The following is a 23,933-nucleotide window of genomic DNA, read 5'->3' on the forward strand; positions in this document are numbered from 1 at the left end:
TTATCTGAGAAGAACGCTTTAACCGAATTCTGGCAAGCATGACGGCTCGGATCCTCCCATACGCGACGGTCGAACAAACTGTCGAAGCGGCGGCTCAAGAGCTCCGGCAACTGGCAGGACCGATCTTTTCTGCACTGGAGCGTTCAGGCTTGTCCATGGTCGCAACGAATCCGCGGCTGCCCGACAATCCTGTCGTTTTCGTCAACGAGGCTTTCAGCCGGACGACAGGCTATTCCGCCGAAGAGGCGGTCGGCCGCAACTGCCGTTTTCTTCAGCCGCCTGACTCAGATGAAGAGGCCATTTCGCAGATCCGTGAAGCGGTCAAGGATGCACGCGCCATTTCGGTTGAACTCCTGAACCAACGCAAAGACGGGGATCGTTTCTGGAATCATCTTTTCATCACCCCCGTTAACGATGAGAACGGCAATTTGCTTTTCTTTCTCTCAACCCAGGTTGATGTCACACAGATGCATCAGGCGGACGAGATGAAGTCTGCCCTCCAGGCAAGTAAGCAGGAGCTTGACCAAACCAACGAACGGCTGCGCCAAACTCTGACCGTTGCTGGAACCGGCGGGGCTTGGGATTGGGACATTCCTCAAGGGCGCTTTACTGCCGACGCTCGTTTTGCTGCGCTCCATGGTGTCGATTCAGCCGAGGCCGCGAGAGGCCTGCCGGCTGACGCTTTCTTCAAGGCCATTCACCCTGAAGATCGCATGAGAATTCGCCTTGCCGTTGCGGGCATTCTCAATGGGGCTGAAATCTTCTCTAAGGAGTACCGCCTGATCGCCTCCGACGGATCCATCCATTGGGTTCATGCGCGGGGACGCGGCCATTTCGGCCCTGATGATCGGCCAGCGCGATTCACCGGTGTCGTTCTCGACATCACCGAGCAGAAGCATGTCGAGGAACGTCTGCGTATCGCGCAGAGCGCTGGCGGAGTCGGAACGTTTGAGTACGTGCACGGCTTTGCGACAGTCAGCGTCTCGGAAGAGTTCTGCCGGCTTGTTGGATTGCACCCCACCAACGTTCTGCCGGCCCGCACGATCAACGCGCTCGTCATGCCGGGAGATCCTCTCATCATCGGGCAGGATGCAGGCCCTGGCGGACTTACCTATGTGGAGTGCCGCATCCAGCGTGCGGGCAACAAGGATCTTCGCTGGCTGGCCCGCAGGGGTGAGTACGTCCGCGACATGGAAACGGCAGGCCTGCGCTTCATCGGCGTGATCTACGACATCACCGCCACGAAGCAATCTGAAGAGAGGCTGCGGGAATTCAATGAGAGGCTGGAGAGCAGGGTCGAGGAGACGACCCGGGAGCGCGACCGGCTCTGGAGCCTCTCCAGTGATCTCTTCAGCATCTGCGACGCTGATGGCACTCTTAAGGCCGTCAACCCCGCATGGTCCGATCTGCTGGGCTACCGGGAGGATGAGGTTGTCGACACCCACTTCGAGGCCTGGATCCACCCCGAGGATCGAGCCTTAGGCCATCATCGGCTCCAGGTGCTGAAGCAGGGGGAGGCGCTCAAGGATTTTGACGTTCGCATTCAGGCAAAGGATGGGGTCTATCACTGGATCAGCTGGACCTTCGCACCTGCCGGTGACGTGTTCTACAGCGTCGGGCGCGATGTCACTCAGCGCAAGCAGTTGGAGGAACAACTCCGACAGAGTCAGAAGATGGAGGCCGTTGGTCAGCTCACCGGAGGCATCGCGCACGACTTCAACAACCTCCTGACCGGCATCGTCGGTTCGCTCGATCTCCTGCAAACGCGCATGAAGCAGGGCCGACTGGAAAACGTTGGTCGCTATATCACGGCAGCGACGACCTCTGCTAACCGCGCAGCCGCCTTGACCCACCGGCTTCTTGCCTTCGCGCGACGGCAGCCTCTCGATCCTAAGTCGGTCGACGTCAACCGGCTCGTCATATCCATGGAGGATCTCCTTCGGCGAACCACCTCCGAAGCCATCGAGCTCCAGATCGCGCCGTCCGAAGATCTGCCGTTGACCCTGTGCGATCCCAATCAGCTGGAAAGCGCAATCCTGAATCTTGCGATCAATGCCCGGGACGCCATGCCGGAGGGCGGCAAGCTCATCATCGAAACCGGAGTTTCTCAGCTGGATAGCCCTTTTAGGGCTGCGCAGCAGGATATGAAACCAGGCCGATACGTGACGATTTGTGTCTCCGACACAGGAACGGGTATGCCTGCCGATGTCTTGGCTCAGGTTTTCGATCCATTCTTCACGACCAAACCGATCGGAGAGGGGACGGGCTTAGGTCTGTCCATGGTCTATGGCTTCACCAAACAATCGGAGGGTCATGTCCGGATCGACAGTGAGGTTGGCCAAGGCACCACGGTGAGGATCTATCTTCCGTCTTATGAAGGCGAGCTGTCCGATGCTGTCGCAGTACCGAGCCTGAGCCAGGCACATCGAGCGGAAGCAGGCGAGACCGTTCTGGTGGTGGAAGATGAGCCTGTGGTCCGGTCGCTGATCATGGAGGTTCTGGCCGATCTCGGTTATCAGGCTCTTGAGGCGGTGGACGGCCTGTCCGGTCTCAGGATCTTGGAGTCGAAGCAGCGCGTGGATCTTCTGGTGACCGATGTCGGTCTGCCGGGTTTGAACGGCCGCCAGTTAGCTGACCATGCGCGCCTGGTGAGACCAAACCTAAGAGTTCTCTTCATCACCGGTTATGCCGAGCAGGCCGCCATGGCGTCAGGATTCCTGGCACATGGCATGGAGATGGTTACAAAGCCCTTTGCCATTGAGGATCTGGCCATCCGGATTCGCGAAATGATAGAGCAGGGTTAAATGGACGGGATGCTTCCGTCAGCCCAAGAGGCGTCGCTGCCAAACTAGTGGGCTATCGTGATGGGTAATGCTCCACTTTGCCGCAGGCAAAGCTCACTCCTGTTGTGTGTGTTGGGATCTGGGGCACGCCCTCTTCAGGGCCCTGGCCGATAAGGGATCTTAACGAACCATTAACCATGTTCAAACATGATCTCGGCATAACATAAACAGGCTTGCGGCAGGTGCCGTCGGGGCGAGTGCAACAGGGAGCCCAATGAGTACAGAGGGAAATCCGGATCGGAAGGTCACGCGTCCGCGGCTTGGCCCTGACGCACGAGAGCATATTGGAGCCCACCTCCAGATCGTCTACGCAGAGATCGAGGGACAGCCGATACCTGACGAGCAGGTTGACTTGCTGCTGGCGTTGCGACGGGCGGAGCGCGAACTGAGTCGCAAGGAGACTTAAACGGAACGCTGGCGTCGAGGCTCGACACCGAACCCTGGGGCGGTTGGCGCCATGCCACGCGACATCGCGGGGATACAGATCGTCCTATCGCTACGGTCTCCATCGAGCCATGGAGTTCCTGCTCCCTCTTGCCGTCGGTGAGAAGGTCTCCTGCTATTGCAGCACGGTCAGGATTGGTGAACCTCAGTGACGATCCGCATAAAGACCTGAGCACACAGCAGGCCGGCGCATTGTAGGGTCTCGCCCGATGTTGTTGGGGTGCCCAAGCAGGAGCGGCACTTGCAATATGAGTAGAATGGGCAAACCATGACGCGCTAAGTTGCCTGGAAGCAATCAGCATCGGCGAGGCCGGGATTCCAGCCCTCGACCGCGAGATTCAAGGCGCGGCGCGTCATGACACAGATTTCGTAGATCGCTGAAGATCCACTTGCCGATTAATCTTCGACCGTGCTTGCGTAGATTCTAAAGGTCGGCTCATGGCACACTTCGGAAGTACTCCTGATGGCTACTTTGTGTGGAAATACCTGAAATTACTGAAGCACAGGGAGATGGTCAGTGCGTGACCCCAGGCCGATCTTCGCTAGTTTAAGGCCGTTGGAACAAGCAGTTCCGCTTTCTAACACTTCATTCCCGTCGGAGAGAATGACCTAAAGGATTATCATCGCATGAACCCAAGGGGTTCAGCTGTGTACCAATCCGGGGGCGGCGCTACTGTCTTCGACATCCAGATCGACGCTGCCGAGGCAGCGAGCGGCCGTGCTGACACCAAACCCTCGATCCTTTTTCCTGATAAGGATATCCTTTTCTCCGCCGACTTCCGGAGATCCGGAGCCGATCTCCTGCTCGTAGGGAACGAGACAACCGCGGTCATCTTGAACTATTTCCGGGACGGGCGGCGCCTGAGCATCACGACTCCCGAAGGTGCGAGCCTCGCAGGTGCTACGGTCGAGGCGCTGGCGGGCTCCGATGCCTTAGGACAATATGCGCAGGTGAGCAATGTCACGCCACCCCAGACATTGATCGGTCGTATCGAGAAAGTATCCGGATCCGCGACCGTGCTGCGCAACGGCATTTTGGTCGAACTGCGTCTCGGCGATATGGTAGCCAAGGGTGACGTCGTCCAGACGAGAGCAGATTCGTCGCTGACGATCAAATTCAACGATGGAACAGTCTTCAGCCTGTCTTCCAGCGCCCGCATGGTGCTGAACGACATGGTGTACGCCGCAGATTCGAATGCGAACTCGGCGCTGTTCACCCTGGTTCAGGGTGTCATCGGCTTCGTCGCGGGACGGATAGCCAAGTCCGGGGACCTCAAGATCGACACCCCCGTCGCCACCATGGCGATCAGGGGCACGGCTGTTCAAACCGAGATTGCAGCTTTTAGCGGAACCACGAAGTTCTCGCTTCTGACCGAGCCGGATGGAACCGTGGGCTCGTTCCTTCTCCTGGACAAGAACAACCCGTCCCGTGTGATCACGTCGCTGTCGGATGCCCGCATTACGACCCTCTTGACGCCTGTCCCCGGCTCCGACCCGCGTATTTCACAGATTGCGAAGACGGCTGACGATATCCGTGGCGAGAACGATTTCGCACGAGACATATTCTGGTTCTATTCCACTGAGAACCGTCAGCCCAGGGGCAGCAGTGATTTTGACGACGCGCCGATCATTCCCGTGAACCTGCCGCAACGGGTCGATCCGCCCGACTCTTCACAGTTTTCCATCGCACTGATTGTCCAGGAACGTGTTGCAGCCCGCGACACCGTTCTTCCATCTTTAACAGTGAATCCAGTGCCAATCCGAGGCTCAGCCGTTGAGGACGGACCACTTGCACGGCTTAGCGCCGCCATGGATGCTACCACGTCGGCTAGCGCAACCTTGGCGCTCGTGATCGTGCCGGCTTTCTTGCCTCCTGGCGTGAAATATCTCGACGGTGCACGGAGTTTCTCTCTTGATCCATCGCATCCAGCCTATCAGCACCTAGGTAAGGGGGAGACCGAGGTCGTCACGGTCGATTTCAATCTGCTGATCGATGGCGGCACCCGAGTCCCAGTGTCGATCTCGTGGATTGTTGCCGGCAGAAACGACGCTCCCGTTGCAGCGGGCGACCGCATCGGCGTGGGCGAGGCCGGAGTCAGGGTGCTGGCAGTGCGCGCGAACGATCGTGACGTCGATGGCGATTCACTGAACGTCATCCGCTGGACAAACCCACTTGAAGGTTCCGTCTTGCGCAACTCCTCCGGGGAGCTGGTGTTCGACCCGGGCGACGATTTCCGCGCCCTCAGTACGGGTGAAACTGCAACGGTGACCTTTGCCTATACGGCCTCCGATGGCAGGGGAGGAGTCGATACTGCAAACATCACCGTGCAAGTCCGCGGCACCGGGACGTTTACGTCTCCTCATCAAACAGCGTCGACCAGTGGCATTCTCGACTATAACGATCAGCCGGTCTCGCTCACCATCGGCGCGCCATCCGCAATCACGACTGCAAATGCCGACCTCAGCCTCATCATCAATCTTGGGGCGTTTCTGCAGCCGCAGATGAATATTCTTTATCTCCTCGACGTCTCGGGCAGCACCTCGGAACAGTTCGAGGGGACGCCTGTCGGCGATCTTAACGGCGACGGACGTGCCAATACCATCCTGGATGCAGAGATTGCCGGTCTCATCGCACTGACTGAGCGCGTGAGAGGGATTGGATTTTCTCCTGCCGACCTCACGGTGACGATCATCCCATTCAACGGCAGCGCCGACCCGGCCGACCCTACGGGTGGAGGAATTGTGAATGCCGAAACATTCAGCCTCGGGCAGGAGGGAGAGGAGACGATCGCAAACTATCTGAGAGGGCTCAATTCCAACGGGTTGACAAATTTCGCCGATGCGTTGCGAGCAGCCAACGACCGTTTGCAGATCTTGGATCAGGGAGGTGAGGAAAACTTTCTGTACTTCTTGTCAGACGGCAGAGGGCAGGGGGCGATCGATGCCGAGCTTGCGACGTTGACCAACGTTTACGGCACGAAAATCACCGCTCTCGGTGTCGGCGAGGGCGCAAATCTCTCTCAGCTGGATGAGATCGACAACACGGGCGGGGCATCGCTGCTGATCTCACCAGATCAGATCGGCGTCTCTGTCCTCGGATCACCTCTCCCGAATGGGACGGTCGCTGATATCGACCTCTTTGTGAATGGCACGGAGGTCGTCGGGATCGGTCTGGAGGATCTCTACTTTACGCCCGCCGGACTTGCCTTGGATACATCGACTGGAGGGTTGAGGCGGCTTGTGGGCGACGGAAATACAGTGTCGGCAGTTGTCACATTTGCGAGCGGGGAGGTTCTGGCGACAGAGTTAGCCATTGCAGGCGCCTTACCCCGTTCCACAGACCACATCCTGTGAGGGGATCGTGCGCCTGCCAGTGATCTTGTCCAATCTCTTCTCTGACCGTCTGGCCCAATGGGAGACGCGATCCCATCGCGGCGGCCAAGGCGAGAAGATCATCGTAGCATGTGCCAACGCCTCAGCGGAGCGACGGCTGTGACCGTTCTCCTGAAAAAGATGCGCCGCTTCGGGATCGGGCGGATTGTTGGCTTCCTGCTTCTCGTCGGACTGCTCGTTTTGCGGATTTGGGATCCTGGACCGATCGAGGCTCTTCGCCAGAGGTCGTTTGATATCTACCAGCTGATGCATCCGCGTGCCGCGCGCCAGGACCTTGTCACCATCGCGGATATCGACGAGACGAGCCTGCGGGCTCTGGGACAATGGCCTTGGCCACGCACTGTGATGGCCGAGATGCTCTCGAAGATCGCCGAGCGGGGCGGCACGGTCATTGGCTTCGACGTCCTTTTTCCTGAACCGGACCGAAGCTCACCAGAGGTTGCTGCTGAAACATTCCAAGGGCTGGACGACGCAACGCGGGAGAGGCTCCGGCGCCTGCCCGGCAATGATGCTGTCTTTGCCGATGCCATTCGGGCGTCGAAGGTGGTCCTCGGGCAGTCGGGATACCGCGTCTCGGGCGGGGCGCCAATTGCGCGGCCGGCAATCCAGAGGGGCATCGCGATCATAGGACCGGACCCGCGCCCATTCCTGGTCGACTTTCCGCACCTGCTGCGCAACCTTCCCATTCTTGACGAGGCCGCTCAAGGCCAGGGTATTTTTTCGATCATTCCTGAACAGGACGGTATTGTCCGCCGTGTCCCCGTCGTGGCGGTCGCCGATGGCACCATCGTCCCATCGCTTTCCCTTGAGATGCTGCGGGTCGCCACCGGATCGGGAGCCATCCTGATCAAGTCGGACGCCAGCGGCGTCCGAAGCGTCGGTGTTGATGATTATGAAATCCCGACGGACGGCAAAGGCCGGGTCTGGATCCATTTCTCTTCGCTCAACCCGGGCAGATATGTTTCCGCCATCGACCTTCTGCAGGGCAGGGTGCCCGCGGATCGTCTCGCGGGCAAGATGGTGTTGATCGGGACGTCCGCCGCTGGCCTTCTCGATCTCAAGGTCACCCCAGTCCACCCGGCATTGCCAGGAGTCGAGTTGCATGCACAGCTCCTGGAGAGCGCCCTCACGGGATCGACCCTGAGCCGTCCGACCTATACGGCCTTCGTCGAGATCGTGCTTGCGACGCTTCTGAGCCTGATCCTGATCACAGTAGTACCCAGAGTGAATGCCGGAACGCTTTTCGTGCTCGGAGGCACCACCGCCGCCGTGACCCTGGGCATGTCCTGGTACTGCTTCTCTTTTCTCAATCTTCTGCTCGACTACACCTTCCCACTGATCTCAAGCCTTCTAGTGTATGCGGTTCTGGTCTTCACGAACTATGTGACTGTGTCTGCGGATCGCTACCGGATCAGATCGGCGTTTAGCCAGTATCTTTCACCCGACTTGGTCGAGCAGCTAGCGCAATCACCCGAGAAACTGACCCTCGGCGGAGAGCAGCGTGTGCTGACCGTGCTCTTCTCGGATATTCGCGGCTTCACGGCAATTTCCGAACTGTACAAGGACGATCCACAGGGATTGACGACACTGATCAACCGGCTTTTTACCCCGCTGACCAGGGACATCATGGAGCGTCGCGGGACGATCGATAAATACATGGGCGACGCCATCATGGCGTTCTGGAACGCTCCGCTGTCCGATCCCGGCCATGAGGTGAACGCGTGCGAGGCTGCGTGCGAAATGCTGGACAGTCTCAAAGCGCTGAACGAACAGCGCCAGCGCGAAGCTGGCGACGATCAGCCGGTTCCGCCGCTCAGGATCGGAATCGGTTTGAATACTGGTCTCTGCGCGGTCGGCAATTTCGGGTCCGATCTGCACTTCAACTACTCGGTCCTGGGAGACACGGTCAATCTGGCCTCCCGCCTTGAGGGCATGACAAAGCAGTACGGTGTTCCCATCATCATCGGCGAAAGGACCGCTCAGGCAGTCCTCACCCGGTTCGCCGTTCTCGAAGTCGACCATCTGCAGGTCAGGGGGAAGCGCGAACTGGAGAGGATCTTCACTGTCCTAGGACGCGCCGATGTGGCCACGAGCCGTGACTTCGCGGAATTGAACGAACGAAACGGCGTTATGCTGACGGCTTATCGCTGTCACGAGTGGTCCCAGGCGCTCGAGATGATCCTTCGCTGTCGGGAGTTAGGCAAGAAGTTTGGCCTCGATGACTACTACGAGCTTTACATTCAGCGGATCCGCCACCTGATCGACACTCCGGCATCGTCCGGCTAAAGTGGCGGCACCTGTGCGCAAAGATCCAAACAGAGTACTTAGACCACGGAAGACACTTCTTATGGTCTTGGCAGCCTCGAACTGGGACAGGATATCGACCCGTTGATTTCCTGATCCTGATGTAGACAAAAGCTTAACCGCAAATAGGGCTCATAATTGATCTAGTTCCCGCTTTGTTCTGGCATTCGGAACTCACATCAGGTAGAGTTCATACTCAGAAATCACAGAAGCGGAGCCCTAATGAATACGGATAAGAACAAAGCAATCGAAACAGCGGTAGCCCAGATCGAGCGTGCCTTCGGCAAGGGCTCGATCATGCGCCTTGGCGGCAGTCAGGTCGTTGAGGTGGAGACGATTTCAACCGGCTCTCTGGGGCTCGATATTGCTCTGGGTGTGGGTGGCCTCCCGAGAGGCCGCGTCGTCGAAATTTACGGACCCGAGTCGTCAGGCAAGACGACGCTGGCTCTCCAAACCGTTGCCGAGGCACAGAAGGGGGGTGGCGTCTGCGGTTTCATTGACGCAGAGCATGCGCTCGATCCAGCCTATGCGCGAAAGCTGGGTGTGAACCTCGATGATCTCCTGATATCTCAGCCGGACAATGGGGAGCAGGCGCTTGAGATTGCCGATACTTTGATCCGCTCCGGCTCTGTCGATGTGTTGGTTATCGATTCCGTGGCCGCTTTGACCCCCAAGGCCGAGATTGAAGGCGAGATGGGCGAGAGCCGTCCCGGTCTTCAGGCCCGCTTGATGAGCCAGGCTCTGCGCAAGCTCACCGGTTCGATCAGCCGCACCAAGACGATGGTGATCTTCATCAACCAGATCCGCATGAAGATCGGCGTCATGTACGGAAGCCCTGAGACGACCACGGGCGGCAACGCCCTGAAGTTCTACGCCTCCGTGCGCCTGGATATCCGTCGCACTTCAACCCTGAAGGATCGCGATGAGCCGATCGGCAATCAGGTGCGGGTGAAGGTGGTCAAGAACAAGGTCGCGCCACCCTTTAAGCAGGTCGAGTTCGACATTATGTTCGGCGAGGGTATCTCGAAGGCGGGTGAACTGATCGACCTCGGCGTGAAGGCGAATGTGGTCGAGAAGTCAGGTGCGTGGTTCTCCTACGAGAGCCAGCGGCTGGGGCAGGGTCGCGAGAACGCCAAGACATTCCTGAAGGACAATCCCGAGATTGCGACTGAGATCGAGGCAAGGATTCGTCAGAACGCTGGTCTGCTGATGGATGCGTTGCAGGCCAACGATACAACTGATGCTGCGGCGGACGATGCGGCATAAGTCTTAACCAGATACGCCGGTCCTCATAGGCCGGCGTTTTGCATCGCCTGCTCACATAGGCCATCGTGGTGAGATCGACTTGGCGCTATCATCGCTAGGGAAGGCTCAGTTTGAGCTAGCGCTGAAGTTTGTTCGGTGTGGCCTAAATACACTTATAGAGATGGTAGGCGACCCATAGCAGGGAACGGATGCGGCCGCGGGAGAGCCATTTTACTGGTCATAAGACTTTCCCGAGACATGTATTTTCGGACAATGGTTTTGCTCTTGATGAGCTAATTGCGAACTGTCCGCTAGCGCGCGGCGCGCCACGTGCATTGAAACGATTCAGCTTTAACAGGCAAAATTATAGAATCCGAGCCTAGCAATCAGGTCAGTCAGCGCTTATATTAGGCAGGTCAGGTTCGCCTGACTATGATCGTAGAGGCAGAGTGGAATAGGCGTTTAGGACGCGGGTTCGATTCCCGCCGCCTCCACCACAAGCACACCGGCCGTCCAGGTACCGCAAGACGGATTTTGGGCGAATGGCCTTTCGTTGAGGCCATTCCGCTGTCCCGGTGGGTTTTTGATGGGGGCGACATGGGTTCGACTGGGCGCAATAAAAGCTAGGCTGCGATTAGGCTGAGCTACGGCCTTGATAGTGCAAACTCATAAATGCCAACGATAACGTTGACATGGGTGCAGTGCGCCTCGCGGCGTAACCATCCGGGGCTCGGGAAAGCCTAGCAACAGAAACGGCACCTTCGGGTGCCGTTCCCATTTTGGACTTTTGGCCTTTAGCTCATGCCGCCCTCAAAAGAGAGACGAAGAAAAGATGTCGCAGATTCAGGTGGACGGTTACATGCGGGTTCCCAAAGGAACAATGGTTTACCCCACGCGTGATGGCGTCGAGGCCCCATCTACCCGCGATCAGGTCGTGAAGGTCACCAATATCTTCGACGTGGATGTAAAGAGCGACAAGTTCTATCTGCTTCTGCCTGACGAATTGCGGCTGCGCTACTTTGAGGCCAACGGCGGCAAACGCCCGATTGATCAGGACATTTTGGAGTTCGCCGATCGCCTCACGAAAGGCGACTATCGAGCGGTAGAGTGGTCGAGCAAATGGGCATTGATCGCCGATGTTCAACCTGCCGAAGCCCCCGCACGCGCCAAGACGGCAAAGAAGGTCGAGAAGCCCGAGAAGAAGCCGGTCACCAAGCAGCAGCAAATGTCGATTGGCTCCGTGTGGCAATTTACGCAGGATACGGAGCTTCGCTATAAGGTTCGTAATCCCGCATATGATGTCATGCGTGACGATATCGAGAGCAGCCTCCGTCAATTGCCATCACATGCTCGAAAGCAGGCCGTCGACGCGAAGCTGATCGAGCTTGGCATGGTGGATTACATCGATGCGCCCTGGGGTAACGTAAAGGCCGGCGAGATCTTCACGGTTCGTGGCAAACTGACTTCCGGCTTCGCTGGCGGCCAAGATGTACCGATGTTGTTCCGAGGCGAGAAGTTTACGCTGCCCTATACCAGCCTTGAGCCCTTCATCGAGCTGATGGCTGAACGATAAATAGCGGCGAGCCGTGTCAGCCGATAAGATCATAAATCTAGTGAGACGCCGATCATCGGACACAGTTGGTTTTAGGCGCCTTACTGCAGGTCAAAGGCCGCACCGAACGGATCAGTTCACCCCGGAGGTCTCTTCGACGATACGGGAGTTGCGGTCCAGCAGCGCCACCAGGATCCTGATTGGGCCCTGTGAAAACCGGAGACTCTGCTCCCAATTCCGAAGTGCCGCCACCACAGTGTCGATGCGGCGGGTGAAAGAAACCTGCAAGAGTCAATCTTGTCTCTGATGGCGGTGACGCTCCAAATGGAGGGCGGTCGTTGCGTGGGAACCGCGTTAGCCACTTCGAGTTCTGCAAACGTACGGTGCACTGACGCGCCCATTAGAAATTCGATGTCTGCGCTACAGCATCGCACAACTAAGGAATGGTCTGTGTTCCAAGGAGATCATGTCTGAATGACCACGAGGAACAATAAACTTCCCTTCAAGATTGGTGAAGCAGTCGTGTACCCGTCCCATGGGGTGGGTGAGATCACGGCGATCGAAGAACAGGAGGTCGCCGGGTTCATGCTTGAGCTCTTTGTGATCACCTTCGATAAGGACCGTCTCACTGTTCGCGTTCCCCTGGCGAAAGCCAAGAGCAGCGGCCTGAGAAAGGTGTCGGAACCTGATGTAGTAACGCTGGCGCTCCAAATCCTTGCCGATAAGGCAAAGGCAAAGCGCGGTATGTGGAACCGGCGCTCGAATGACTTTCAGGAGCGCATAGGGACCGGACAGCTGACTGCCATCGCTGAGGTCTTGCGGGATCTCAACCGTGGCTCTGAGCAGCAAGAGGCTTCCTACAGCGAGCAGCAGATCTTCGAAGGCGCTCTGGACTTGATGATCAGGGAGGTAGCAGCGGCCAGCCGGTTGACACAGACCGAAGCGCGCAAGCTGATTGAGCAGAGCATGGCTAAAGCTCCCCATCTTAACTCAGCCCTTCCCGTTGCATGAGATGCCGGTCACCGCTTAGAGTCGCTCTATCATAGCTCCAGACGTTCTTGGCTTGTTGGGCTTCCTCGGTAACGTTGCCCCATGGATCTAGCGGCGCATTTTAATCAATCGGAGCGAGTGCATGGTGACACGAACTACCCGTTTGAAGGACTTCAAGACCGATGGATACCCAGGCTCTGGGCTGCCGGTGCAGGCTCTGGCTGAGGATCATGTCGGTACCTATATCCTCCCATTCCCCTGTGAGCGCATCAACGGAGAGTGGCGGAACGGGGCAACAGGGGAAGCCGTCCAGGCCAGCATTATTGGTTGGCGTGAGTTTGGGGCCGGGGGCAGATACCTGCAACCTCTGCTCAGCAGTCGAGCAAAGTGAGCAAAGACGCCTACCCTAATCAGCCTGCCCTTGAGCTAGCGCCGGAGACAACTCAGACTTGATATTGAACTCGGATGATCACTGCCTTGCGGAGAGCCGCACCTGAACCGCCGTATAGGCTGTGCCGCGAGCAGGCGCCACCCTTAGGCCCACAGAGTGGTCGCAGTTTATACGGGCGTTTCGATGTTCCGCTAGGCTTCTGCAGGTGTTACACTCTGGGTCAGCATCAGGAGAAGCAGATATGCCAAAAGGTGAACAGCGCGGCAACCGCGAAGCGAAGAAGCCAAAGAAGGAAAAGACAAAGACGAATGCCGCTGCACCTTCGACAAAAGGGACAGTGGGCTCAAGCTCTGGCTCCAAGAAGTAGAACCCTCTGAAATCGATGTAGCTCATCTTCCAGATTCAGCAGAGTACGGCGACTATCGCTACAAGTGGCCCTTAGTAGCGCTGATTCTTATTCCGTAGGTCGGGCAAGGGAAGCGAGCCAACGCCACGAAGGCGTTCCGTGGGACGAGCGTCTGACTCGAAACTCTGCGCTGCAGCAACCGCATTGCTTCCCGGGCGTTCCCCACGATCAGCCCCTATGGAGAGTGCGCATGTCCCGCCAAGCCTCTCACTCAAGCCGCTGGCGTTGGCTTGCACCGGTTCTGGCCGGCTCAGCCACAGCGCTGGGCGCCGCTGCTCTGTACAACTGGCAGAAAACCAGGGCTGCCGAACGCATAACCCCACCCATGGGTCGGTTCCTCGATGTTGATGGCGTGCGCCTGCACTACATCGAGCGCGGTGAGGGCGAGCCCATCGTGCTGATCCACGGCAACGGCACCATGATCGAGGACTTCACCGTCAGCGGTCTCGTGGACCGCCTGGCGGCCCATTACAGGGTCATCGTGATCGACCGTCCGGGTTACGGTTACAGCAGCAGACCCCGCCAGCTGTGGACTCCAAGGGCTCACGCGAAGCTTTTCCGCCGTGCCTTGAAGCAGCTCGGCGTCGAGCATGCGGTCGTCCTAGGGCATTCGTGGGGGACCTTGGTCGCAGTCGCTCTTGCCTTGGAGTCTCCGTCGCTTGTCCGCAGCCTGGTGCTTACTTCAGGTTACTACTACCCGACGCTGCGAGCCGACACGTTTCTGTTCTCCCCGCCGGCTGTTCCCGTGATCGGCGACGCCATGCGCCACACCATCTCTCCGCTGATCGCCCGGGCCATTCTGCCAGGCTTGATCAAGCAGATGTTCGCGCCAGCGGAGGTGCCGGAGCGGTTTGACCGCCTGTTCCCGAAGGAGATGATGATGCGTCCGTCACAGCTTCGCGCCGCGGCAGAGGACGCAGCCCTCATGACTCCGTCAGTGATGGAGCTCCAGCATCACTACAGCGAGCTGCAGATGCCGATCACGATTATCACAGGTGCAAACGATCAGATTGTTGATGTTGACCGTCAGTCGGAGTGCCTGCATCGGGAGCTGTCACAGAGCGAATTCATCACGCTCCCGGGTCTCGGCCACATGGTCCATCACCTGGATCCTGACGCTGTCGCCAATGCGGTAGAACGATCTGTAAAAAAACTTGGTGAAGAGACTTGCGATTAGCTATGCGTTGTTGTTCAGCAGCATAGCACGGCGACGATGCTCATTGTCAGGTCCATGCGCTTCGGCATCGAAGGCTCGCAACGCCGCGAGAGCCTGTTCGACTTGGCCGCTCAAAGTCCCAAGCGTATGCGCTTTCTGCTCCCGCAGCTCGTGATCAAGCACGTCCCAGCCCGTCTCAGGCTGAAGGCTGGTCGACAAGCTCTGGGGGATGCGAACTGCCATCTCAGGTCTCCGCAACGTGACGATGCATGGGAGATGGTGCCGCAGCTCTTATGGATAAATGTGACACCCTGGCGCAAGCCCGCATAGGCGACGCTCCGCGACTCCTGTCACGTAGCGATGTGAACGAGGATGTTCTGCTGTCGGCCCCGGAGCTGGATCTCGCGGGATGACTGGAACCTCATACTCCACTCCGGATCTCCCGACGCCCGGATGCAATCCTCTGAGGCGATGATTGAGCCGCCCACCGCCCGGGTGATCTCCTCGAGCCTGCTCGCCACGTTCACGACATCACCAACCACGGTAAATTCGATGCGCTCCCTGCCGCCGAGATTGCCCACCGTTACAGGACCGCAATGGATACCAACCGACACATGAAGGGGATCCGCGCCACGGCCGGATCTTTTCCGGTTCCAGCGGTCGATCTCCTGCTGAAGTTCGAAGGCGCAGGCGAGCGCACGGGCCGGCGCGTCCGGTTGCAGCTCGATGGAGCCGAAGGTCGCCATGAAGCCGTCGCCCAGGTACTTGTCGAGGGTACCGCCATGCTTGAACACGACGGCGCTACTGCGCTCCTGAAAGCTCCGCAATAAGGCGAACGTTCGCTCAGGCGAGAGGGTCTCGGTGAGCTTGGTGAAGCCGACGATGTCTGCGAACAGGACGGCAACCGTCCGTGTCGCCGGGGCTCCGAATGCCGACCCGCCGTGTCTGGTGAGTGCCTCGGCCACGTCCGGAGAGACATAGCGCGCGAGATCTGCGCGTACGACCTCGGCCTCAACCTGGTTCAACAGGGTCCGCCGGCTGCGCCAGACGGCGAGTGTGATGAGCAGGGTGAACAGGGAGGTGGCAACAAGCTGGGTATACCAGGCCGTCAGGCCGACAAAGGCAGGCTTGAAGGAGAGATCGAGGACTGCAGTGGACGTCAGCGCTCCCTCCGCAGCCGCATCGGTGAAACGCAGCGTGTCCGGCTGGGAGTAGATCGTGAAGACCCCGATCGACCAGATGACGAGGATCGACACACCTGTCCAGAGCACCCTCCTTGGGGAGTAGGTGAGCGCAGCCTCTGCAAGGAGGAGAAGAACGTACAGGAATTCCTGACCGCGAAGGCGGGTCTGGATGGGCCATTCATTGCCGAGAGCGGCTGGCGGAGGGACCAGAATCGCCGCTGAAACCAACGCGACATCGAGTACGATAAAGCCAAGCTTGATCGCCTCGCCGTGAGGATGGTGCCGCAACCGGTACGGGAGGTAGCCAAGAACGAAGAACCCGAAGGCGTAGGCTCCGTAATAGAGGTCGCGTGGCCACGGTACGAGCCAGATGAGCCAGACGGAAACAACGATGATCGCCGTCAGCCGGGCGTAGAAGGCGAATTGGAGGCCCTCAAGTTCCGCCTGCCGAATGCTTGCCTGTAGGCGATCCTGTGAGTTTCCATGAGACCAAAGCGATCGAAGCGCCTGCAAGGTATTGGACACAAAGCCGATAATGCGGTTCGCCACGTCAGACATGTGCTCGCTCTGCTCATCCCAAAGGCGCTGGGCTTCAACCTGATAGCATTCGGACAAAGGTCTTGCACGGCGCCGAGCGGGAAAGGGCGATGGGCAAGGCCGGGGCCTGGATCGGGAAGTCCCTGGTCGGTCCTCATCGTAGATGAGCGGCACGCCTGGATCACCAGCTTTGCACTACGCCAGCGTCTCTCCATAACAAAGGCCAGATTGGCCAGAGGCTTCAAGGCAGCGGTCATGGGAAATCAGCCTGTTTTTGAGAGGAGTGAACTGCGATCCCATTCGAGTTCTTGTTCCGTTCAGTCTGATCCCTCTGCCTTTGAGGGAGGGTAAGGATGACGGCTGTCGGCTTGTTATCTTCGGTAGAGAGCCACCAGCCATCTTTCAGAAGGCGGGTGGGTAAACCGGGAGGCGGCTGGATGGATGAGTTCATGCCGGCAAAGCTGGCAGACCACTTTGCATAGAGACCCCAACCTCTGCGCAGGATTTAAGGATTGTTCTGCAGAATTTGTGCAGAAGGAGCTGCTAGTCCCACAACCGGACTGAGTGGTTTGGGGGAGGAGAAGGCGCCCAAAATCGGAGGCGAAATTGCCTTCACGACTGCTTTATGTAGGGGCACAGAAAATAGGTATGGCGCAATATCTTAGTAAATACCGGCACTTGTGAGGAGAGCCAAAAATCGGAAAAGCCTAATAAAAGCAGAGGTTTAGATAGTGGCGGGGAGAGCAGAACACAAACTATAGTACGCTTTCCGAAATTGCCTTTCGCTAAGGTTCTGATACTAGGCTTAAATTACCGCTTAGGATTCTCTCTATGGACGCGGAGAATGGTTTGAGTACGCTCCACTTGCTCAGCAGCGAGACAGTGCAAATGGAATGGCGAGGCCGTCACAGGCTGATTTGATTATAGCTGTAGAAAGCAAGCGGCTGTCGGTGTCAGCATGTGGTTGGCAGTTCGAACTGAAGAAGCAGCCTCTCTAGGGGGCTGACTTAAGTCGTCTGGTCGCCCATCGCTTTTAGTAACACGACCATGAACAGCTTTTAGTCCTTCGAGGAGATGGGGCAGCCGGATCGCTCTGGTGATAACGACCCGGCTTTAACAGTTAACGCAGGCTGGATGGCGTGATGTCGAAGCCGAACCACTTCATGGACAGTGCTTTCAACGTTCCATCAGCGGCCGATGCCCTGATAGCGGCATCGAATTTAGCCTTGAGATCAGTATCGGATTTCCGAAAACCTAAACCGACGCCGCCGCCGAAGACGCCGCCATCAAGCAACGGACCGATGAGAACGATATCCTGAAAACCTGGGGCCTTGGCTGAATTGTGCAGAAAGCTTCTCCCGTTGATCTCAACGTCGACACGTCCGGCGATCAGATCAAGGTTGATCTCTTCATTCTTTTGGTACTCTCGGATCTCTGCAACATCCTTGAAATAGGTTTTTGCAAACTCAGCAGAGACCGATGCCGTCTGCACGCCGATTGCCTTGCCCTTGAGCAGCTTCCGCATCTCCTCGATTCTTGCTGCGGCGTTCTCGCTCGTCAGGGTTAGGGTCCCGCCCTTTCCTGGCAATGCCTCGAGAGGACTTCCCTTCATGGTCGCGAAAACATTGCCCGTGCCGCCATAGGGAATAGAAAAGTTGATGGCCTCCTCACGCTTCTTCGTGATCGACATGCTGGCCATGATCACGTCGAACTTTCCGGCGTTCAGGGCTGGGATCATACCGCTGAAATCCTGCACTTCAACTGTGCATTTCACCTGCATCTTGTCGCAAAGTGACCTCGCGTATTCAACCTCAAAGCCTTCGGTAGAACCATCAGGTTTCGACAGGCTGTAGGGAGGCGACTCACCGTCGGTAGCGATACGAATTGTAGGCGAAGTTTGGGAGAGTGTCGGCCCAGCCCCTAACAGCGTGATGGCAAGACCCAGAGCCAAGGTAAGATGTCGTTTCATAAGCCGTCCCCTTTGTTATGTCTGTCGTCGTTTAAACCTTGATGAATAAACGTATGATAGATCCGTGGCGGTCAGCTGCGTATCCATCAGTTCTTGCTTCCTCCCAGAGCGCCAGGTTTTTTGTTCGCTCTGCCTTCATCCTGAAAAGGATGAATTCCTCATCTCACTTGGTAGTTCTGTCGGCAGATCGAGCTGCGCCGCATTCTCGATCGGGTTCTTGAACGGGTGGCTGGCCCGGAATTCCACATGCTCGCGGCAAGCAGCCCGTAGCAAGCTCGGATCTGCATAGAGAGAGGCTGCAACCTCTGCCATGGCTTTCGCCGCGAAGACTATTCCCTTATGTGCCGCCGGTGCGCATCCCTGGGCGACCATCTGCCAGGAGTGGGCCGGCGTACCAACGGCGCATGTAGCGACGCGGCACTGCACCGTCGGAACAATCCAGCTCACCGTTCCCACATCCGTCGACCCAATTGCATTCGGCGAGCCGGCGCCCAGCGGATAGATCTCCTCTGTCAGGGGATCGTCAGAATCCGGTGCAAGGTTGAAATTCATACGGGCTGTGCGAATGTCGGCCGGGTTGAGCGTGGCCTGGATGGCGGCAGCATACGCCCTGTCGGCGGCATCGAACCCCGGACTTCCTAGGCGCCTGAGCGTCTCATCCATCAGTTGCTCGAGAACGGAATTGCCGATGAGGTTGGCCTCTCCTGATACTTGAGCCCAGGACATCGTCGTTTCCGTCATCAGTGCAGCACCCCGGGCAATGTCGACGACCCGTGAGAACAACGACCACATTTCATCAAGAGTCGCGGCGCGGACAAGATGGCGGGCACGGGCCTGCGCCTGCACCACGTTCGGAGCAATGCCGCCTGTCTCTGTAATGGCATAATGCACCCGCGCGCCGGGTGGCATGTGCTCGCGCAGGTAGTTAACGCCCACATGCATCAATTCGATGGCATCAAGCGCACTGCGGCCTAGATGGGGTGCTGCTGCCGCGTGAGCAGCCCGTCCCGAAAACGCGAATTCCGCCTCGACACAGGCGAGGGATCGTGGGGTCGTGACCCCAGTGAATGGCCCAGGATGCCAGCAGATTGCGATGTCGACATCATCAAACACGCCTGCTTTCGCCATGAAGCTTTTTGCGGATCCACCTTCTTCCGCCGGACAGCCGATATATCGCACCCGTCCGGGCAGGTTGCTCCGGGCCAGCCATCCCTTGACGGCCGCAGCAGCGAGAAGCGAGGCGGAGCCCAGCAGGTTGTGACCGCAGCCATGCCCATTACCCCCTTCAGTCAGAGGCCGCGGTTCAGCAATCCCAGCCACTTGGCTCAGTCCAGGGAGGGCATCATACTCGCCCAGGATAGCAATGACTGCCCCATCCTGTCCGGCCTCGCCCCCGACAGCCGTCGGCATGCCGGCGATCTGCTTCAGCATGCGGAAGCCTTCAGCTTCGATCATCCGAGCATGTTCGGCTGAGGCGCGGAACTCCTGAAAGTTGAGTTCCGGAGAGCGCCAGATGCGATCGCTGAGATCGCAATAGTTCTGACGCCTCCTCTCCACGTAAGCCGAAACCGACTCATTACCCATGGTCAACTCCGACAGTCATTCTAGGCTGCCTCGACAAGTCCTATCGAGATATTATGCTATTGCGGGTAACCGAGGCGGGCGAAAAATGTGGGCTTGTTGATTGAATTCCTCTCCCATCTCCAGTTTGACGCAGGATTTCTGCAAAGATATTCTATACAGAGGTCGCGTCTCAGTTCCCTTCTGAGGTAGAAATGGGAAGGATGAAGCTTGCTTTGACCCGGTCCATGACCACCATAGTCTTAAAGCCCTTTATATCCGGATTCTCATAAAAGAAGCGACGCGTGAATTGTTCATAATCCTGCATATCCCGTGCCGTCACGAGAAGGGCGAAATCCGCCTCACCTGTGACGTAGAGGCCGATCATGATTTCTGACGTCGAGCGAATGGCCTTCTTGAAGCGATCGATGATGTCAGTTCGTTCGCGCTCAAGGGAGACCAGCACCAGCATCGAAATTGGACGCCCCACCGCTTTTGGTGAAACGATAGAGACATCTCCTTCGATGATTCCCTCGTTTCGAAGACGTTTGAGCCGTCGCTGGCATGCTGTGGGAGAAAGCCCCACTAAGTCTCCAAGCTGATCGGATGTCAGCTTGTTGTTTCGTTGAACCGCGTTCAGGAGAAGAACGTCAATATCGTCCAGATCCGTCATGCAGGACTCCTGCATATATATATAAGTTTGCGCTGGAAATAATCTCGCACAGCCTGATGTTCGCTGCCAAGCAATTAGTGAATGGGTTAGGGTTGAGCCAATCGCTGTTCCAATCCATGCGGGAGGGGGCCCTATGCTCAACGACAACAACCAGCTGAGTGCCTGGGATCGTGATCACTTCTTCCACCCCTCGACACATATGGGGACCCATGCCCGCGGCGAGAGCACCACGCGTGTGATCAGCAGCGCCGAGGGTGTTTACATTACCGATAAGGCCGGCCGACGGAGCCTTGATGCCTTCGCAGGCCTCTATTGCGTCAATGTGGGTTACGGCCGCCAAAAGATCGTCGATGCGATTGCGGAACAGGCGAAGAACCTCGCCTATTATCATGCATATGTCGGCCATGGCACCGAAGCCTCGATCACGCTCGCAAGGATGATCGTCGAGCGTGCCCCGAAGGGGATGAGCCGGGTCTACTTCGGGCTGTCGGGTTCGGATGCGAACGAAACGAACATCAAGCTCATCTGGTACTACAACAATATCCTCGGACGTCCCGAGAAGAAGAAGATCATCTCGCGCTGGCGCGGATATCACGGCTCGGGAGTTATGACCGGGAGCCTGACGGGGCTTGAACTCTTTCATAAGGCGTTCGACCTGCCGCGGGCACCCGTCCTGCACACGGAGGCACCTTACTATTTTCGGCGCGCGGATCGCTCCCTGTCGGAGGAGCAGTTCTCTCAATTTTGTGCGGACAAGCTGGAGGAGATGATCCTTGCCGAGGGGCCGGAGACAATTGCTGCTTTCATCGGCGAGCCGGTTCTCGGGACAGGGGGCATTGTGCCGCCGCCGGCAGGGTATTGGGAGAAGATCCAGGCGGTTCTCGTCAAGTACGACATTCTTCTGATCGCTGATGAAGTCATCACCGGCTTTGGTCGGCTCGGGACGATGTTTGGTTCGGACCGGTACGGGATGTCCCCCGATCTGATTACTATCGCCAAGGGGCTTACATCAGCCTATGCTCCTTTGTCGGGCAGCATTGTCTCCGACAAGATTTGGCAGGTTCTCGTCCAAGGGGCAGACAAGATGGGGGCGATCGGCCATGGATGGACCTATTCCGCGCATCCTATCTGCGTCGCAGCCGGGATCGCTAATCTTGAGCTGGTCGATGAGATGAATCTCGTTGAGAATGCTCTCTCGGTGGGAGCTTACTTCCGCAGGCAACTGGCTGATGCCTTGTCCGATCATCGCCACGTTGGCGAAATCCGCGGCGAAGGGTTGATGGCGGCTGTCGAGTTTGTCGAAGACAGGGACCATCGACGCTTCTTCGAGCCTTCCAAAGCCATCGGCCAGAAAGTGGCGGCGGCCCTCCTGGAGCGCGGCGTGATCGGCCGGGCCATGCCGCAGGGCGACATTCTTGGTTTGGCGCCACCCCTCTGTCTCACGCGCGAGGAAGCGGATATTATCGTCGAAGCCGCTCGGGTGGCTGTGGATACCGTCTTTCCGGCGGAGAGCCGCCGATAACCCAGATCGGCATCAACGGAAGTTGATCCCCAGCAAGCTTTGCTTCCTGCCATCTAGACGAGCAGCCTTCCCGGCGGGAGCGGGTCGAGTGGCCAGAGCGGACGCTCGATGTTTCGATAGGGTAGCCTGCTGATGTCGAGTGGGGAGGGGCCGCCGCCATCGGTATAAAGCACCGCTCGTGCGATGGGGGCGTATGCGGCATAGAAGTGATTGGTCGACTTCAGGCAGATAATCTTCTTCGACCGAAGGTCGATCCCGACGCTCGTGAATACCTCAAGCCCGATTGCTTGTGACCGCGTCGAAAGTAGAGATACCTCGATTCCTCCCAGCCGAATTCCGACCGCATCTCCGATGGAGACCTTGGCATCGCCAAAGCTCTGCATGCCGTTCCGCACGATTCCGATCACCTCGACGTCAGCGTCGATCGGCACCCCTGAGGTGGCTGCCGCCTTGCCGCCGAAGCGCAATGGGAGCGTCGCACCAAGCCCGGCGCCAAGGCAGAATTCGACGGCAACCGGATCCCAGATCGGCCCAAACGCGGCCTCCTGGATGTTCGCAGAAATCATTCGGCGTAGAAGATTGGTGTTGTCCGAAGCCGATCCTCCACCGGCGTTGTCCGTTGGATCAGCAATCACGTATGGTCCTGGCTCAGGATCGTTGAGTGCCTGCTCAAGCACGGCGTCAAAGGTCATGGAGGGCGCTGCGAACTGACCCCGCTGATTGCGGAAAGATTCTCCCAGCTGCTTTGCAAGCGCCTCCCCGTATGGCTTGTCTCCATCGGTGACAACAAGGATGCGGCAACCCATACCCGCCACATCGCCGAGCTGAAAGCCGTGTGCCAGCGAGATGGAAAGGACATCGTTCGCACCTTCGAGAGCTTTCATTTGATCGACGAAGTCTCGACCCGGACTTCTGGACGTGGGGATGCGTTCAATCATCCGGCAGTCGTAAAGGGACATGACGGGATGGATGGTTCCGCGGATCGAGCCCAGAAGAATGTCGAGCAACTCCTCAGCCCGCTCGGCATAATCTGTGTGGGGATATTCCTTGAAAAGAACGATCACGTCAGCTTGGCTGACGCATTGTTCTGTCAAGTGGCAATGGGGGTCAAGCTCGACCCCGATCTTGACTTGGGATCCGACGATCTCGCGAATGCGGGTGATCAGGTCGCCCTCGCAATCCGTATATCCATGGGCCACCATTGCTCCATGCAGGCCGAGAAGCACCCCATCGACCGGCAGTGCTGTCCGCAGCTGATCGAGAATCTCATCTCTGACGCTCTCGTAATCCGCTTGTCCACACAGGCCTGCCGGGTCTGCCCAGAAACAGGGCCCCTCGATCAAGGTGTAGCCTTCGCTTCGAGCACGTTGACGAGCGACCCACAGAGGCGCGGTACTATGGGTAATCCGATCCGGATGCGGTCCTGCCGGAAAGTATGCCCCAGTCTCGAAGCTTCTACGAGTCGTCGGGATCGGTGAGAACGTATTCGTCTCTGTCGCAAGGGAGGCAACGAACAGTCTCATGTGATGGATCAGCCTCTAGAACATCGACCGCGTTGCTGCCGATAATCAGGATCTAGCGCCTAACCACAATCTCGGTCTTGGCCGCAGACATTAGGATCCTGAGGACAAAGCCCAATGAAAGGATGATGCTAGAACCACAGCTGCATGAAGGATCATGATGTGGCACGCGAAACCTTTGGCTTCGAATTTTCGGAAGCCGAATTGCCTAGGGGGGAGGACAGTGGGTCACAGGTGCACGATT

16 protein-coding genes and 1 other RNA gene are annotated in these 23,933 nt (G+C 57.8%); 10 read left to right on the top strand and 7 right to left on the bottom strand.

The window, feature by feature from the left end; all coding sequences use genetic code 11:
- The first annotated feature begins 38 nt into the window (after positions 1–38).
- The 7 genes from VB618_RS04815 (at position 39) to VB618_RS04840 (ending at position 11,802) form a co-directional block, all read left to right on the top strand.
- Complete coding sequence (locus tag VB618_RS04815) at positions 39–2,804, top strand: PAS domain S-box protein (protein ID WP_329795419.1); 2,766 nt, start codon at positions 39–41, stop codon at positions 2,802–2,804.
- A 253-nt stretch (positions 2,805–3,057) separates the two neighbouring features.
- Positions 3,058–3,249 (top strand): NepR family anti-sigma factor, encoded by a 192-nt coding sequence (locus VB618_RS19775; RefSeq protein WP_442931651.1) that lies wholly within the window; start codon positions 3,058–3,060, stop codon positions 3,247–3,249.
- A 686-nt stretch (positions 3,250–3,935) separates the two neighbouring features.
- Entirely contained in the window at positions 3,936–6,641 is a 2,706-nt protein-coding gene (locus tag VB618_RS04820) for an Ig-like domain-containing protein (RefSeq protein ID WP_329795420.1), read from the top strand.
- A gap of 108 nt (positions 6,642–6,749) precedes the next feature.
- On the top strand, positions 6,750–8,966 hold the full coding sequence (locus VB618_RS04825; protein ID WP_329795421.1) for a CHASE2 domain-containing protein: 2,217 nt from the start codon (positions 6,750–6,752) through the stop codon (positions 8,964–8,966).
- Between the two features lie 240 nt (positions 8,967–9,206).
- On the top strand, positions 9,207–10,250 hold the full coding sequence (gene recA, locus VB618_RS04830; protein ID WP_329795422.1) for a recombinase RecA: 1,044 nt from the start codon (positions 9,207–9,209) through the stop codon (positions 10,248–10,250).
- 355 nt (positions 10,251–10,605) lie between these two features.
- Positions 10,606–10,990: a transfer-messenger RNA gene (gene ssrA / locus VB618_RS04835) on the top strand.
- Between the two features lie 71 nt (positions 10,991–11,061).
- Positions 11,062–11,802, top strand: a complete 741-nt coding sequence (locus VB618_RS04840; protein ID WP_329795423.1) for a hypothetical protein — start codon at positions 11,062–11,064, stop codon at positions 11,800–11,802.
- A 111-nt stretch (positions 11,803–11,913) separates the two neighbouring features.
- Here VB618_RS04840 and VB618_RS04845 read toward each other — a convergent pair whose 3' ends face one another.
- Positions 11,914–12,069: a hypothetical protein gene (locus VB618_RS04845; protein WP_329795424.1), complete on the bottom strand. Its 156-nt coding sequence runs from the start codon at positions 12,067–12,069 to the stop codon at positions 11,914–11,916.
- 186 nt (positions 12,070–12,255) lie between these two features.
- On the opposite strand from VB618_RS04845, the gene VB618_RS04850 reads away from it, so the two are divergent.
- Entirely contained in the window at positions 12,256–12,792 is a 537-nt protein-coding gene (locus VB618_RS04850) for a CarD family transcriptional regulator (RefSeq protein ID WP_329795425.1), read from the top strand.
- Positions 12,793–13,758: 966 nt separating this feature from the next.
- The gene (locus tag VB618_RS04855; protein ID WP_329795426.1) at positions 13,759–14,745 is read left to right on the top strand and encodes an alpha/beta fold hydrolase; all 987 of its coding nucleotides are present in this window, start codon (positions 13,759–13,761) and stop codon (positions 14,743–14,745) included.
- Here the strand turns inward: VB618_RS04855 and VB618_RS04860 are convergent, their stop codons facing one another.
- The 5 genes from VB618_RS04860 to VB618_RS04880 all read right to left on the bottom strand — a co-directional run bounded on the left by VB618_RS04860 (position 14,746) and on the right by VB618_RS04880 (position 20,647).
- The gene (locus VB618_RS04860; protein ID WP_329795427.1) at positions 14,746–14,967 is read right to left on the bottom strand and encodes a hypothetical protein; all 222 of its coding nucleotides are present in this window, start codon (positions 14,965–14,967) and stop codon (positions 14,746–14,748) included.
- 107 nt (positions 14,968–15,074) lie between these two features.
- A complete protein-coding gene (locus VB618_RS04865; protein ID WP_329795428.1) occupies positions 15,075–16,466 on the bottom strand; it encodes an adenylate/guanylate cyclase domain-containing protein in 1,392 nt (463 codons plus the stop codon).
- A gap of 1,099 nt (positions 16,467–17,565) precedes the next feature.
- Positions 17,566–18,414, bottom strand: coding sequence for a transporter substrate-binding domain-containing protein (locus VB618_RS04870; RefSeq protein ID WP_329795429.1), 849 nt, complete (start codon positions 18,412–18,414; stop codon positions 17,566–17,568).
- A gap of 135 nt (positions 18,415–18,549) precedes the next feature.
- Positions 18,550–19,998 carry an amidohydrolase gene (locus VB618_RS04875; protein ID WP_329795430.1) on the bottom strand — a complete coding sequence of 483 codons (1,449 nt, stop codon included), beginning with the start codon at positions 19,996–19,998 and terminating at the stop codon, positions 18,550–18,552.
- A 169-nt stretch (positions 19,999–20,167) separates the two neighbouring features.
- Positions 20,168–20,647 (bottom strand): Lrp/AsnC family transcriptional regulator, encoded by a 480-nt coding sequence (locus VB618_RS04880; RefSeq protein ID WP_329795431.1) that lies wholly within the window; start codon positions 20,645–20,647, stop codon positions 20,168–20,170.
- Positions 20,648–20,780: 133 nt separating this feature from the next.
- On the opposite strand from VB618_RS04880, the gene VB618_RS04885 reads away from it, so the two are divergent.
- Positions 20,781–22,169, top strand: coding sequence for an aspartate aminotransferase family protein (locus VB618_RS04885; protein ID WP_329795432.1), 1,389 nt, complete (start codon positions 20,781–20,783; stop codon positions 22,167–22,169).
- A gap of 53 nt (positions 22,170–22,222) precedes the next feature.
- Here the strand turns inward: VB618_RS04885 and VB618_RS04890 are convergent, their stop codons facing one another.
- Entirely contained in the window at positions 22,223–23,692 is a 1,470-nt protein-coding gene (locus VB618_RS04890) for a M81 family metallopeptidase (protein WP_329795433.1), read from the bottom strand.
- Positions 23,693–23,933: the final 241 nt, after the last annotated feature.

Origin of the sequence: Microvirga sp. CF3062 (assembly GCF_036314045.1) — a bacterium.
In the GTDB taxonomy this organism is placed as follows: domain Bacteria; phylum Pseudomonadota; class Alphaproteobacteria; order Rhizobiales; family Beijerinckiaceae; genus Microvirga.

Excerpts from the sequence above, each read along its gene's own strand:
- VB618_RS04815 (WP_329795419.1), top strand. The coding sequence starts at position 39 with ATGACGGCTCGGATCCTCCCATACGCGACGGTCGAACAAACTGTCGAA.
- VB618_RS19775 (WP_442931651.1), top strand. The coding sequence starts at position 3,058 with ATGAGTACAGAGGGAAATCCGGATCGGAAGGTCACGCGTCCGCGGCTT.
- VB618_RS04825 (WP_329795421.1), top strand. The coding sequence starts at position 6,750 with ATGTGCCAACGCCTCAGCGGAGCGACGGCTGTGACCGTTCTCCTGAAA.
- recA (WP_329795422.1), top strand. The coding sequence starts at position 9,207 with ATGAATACGGATAAGAACAAAGCAATCGAAACAGCGGTAGCCCAGATC.
- VB618_RS04840 (WP_329795423.1), top strand. The coding sequence starts at position 11,062 with ATGTCGCAGATTCAGGTGGACGGTTACATGCGGGTTCCCAAAGGAACA.
- VB618_RS04850 (WP_329795425.1), top strand. The coding sequence starts at position 12,256 with ATGACCACGAGGAACAATAAACTTCCCTTCAAGATTGGTGAAGCAGTC.
- VB618_RS04855 (WP_329795426.1), top strand. The coding sequence starts at position 13,759 with ATGTCCCGCCAAGCCTCTCACTCAAGCCGCTGGCGTTGGCTTGCACCG.
- VB618_RS04860 (WP_329795427.1), bottom strand. The coding sequence starts at position 14,967 with ATGGCAGTTCGCATCCCCCAGAGCTTGTCGACCAGCCTTCAGCCTGAG.
- VB618_RS04865 (WP_329795428.1), bottom strand. The coding sequence starts at position 16,466 with ATGTCTGACGTGGCGAACCGCATTATCGGCTTTGTGTCCAATACCTTG.
- VB618_RS04870 (WP_329795429.1), bottom strand. The coding sequence starts at position 18,414 with ATGAAACGACATCTTACCTTGGCTCTGGGTCTTGCCATCACGCTGTTA.
- VB618_RS04875 (WP_329795430.1), bottom strand. The coding sequence starts at position 19,998 with ATGGGTAATGAGTCGGTTTCGGCTTACGTGGAGAGGAGGCGTCAGAAC.
- VB618_RS04880 (WP_329795431.1), bottom strand. The coding sequence starts at position 20,647 with ATGACGGATCTGGACGATATTGACGTTCTTCTCCTGAACGCGGTTCAA.
- VB618_RS04885 (WP_329795432.1), top strand. The coding sequence starts at position 20,781 with ATGCTCAACGACAACAACCAGCTGAGTGCCTGGGATCGTGATCACTTC.
- VB618_RS04890 (WP_329795433.1), bottom strand. The coding sequence starts at position 23,692 with ATGAGACTGTTCGTTGCCTCCCTTGCGACAGAGACGAATACGTTCTCA.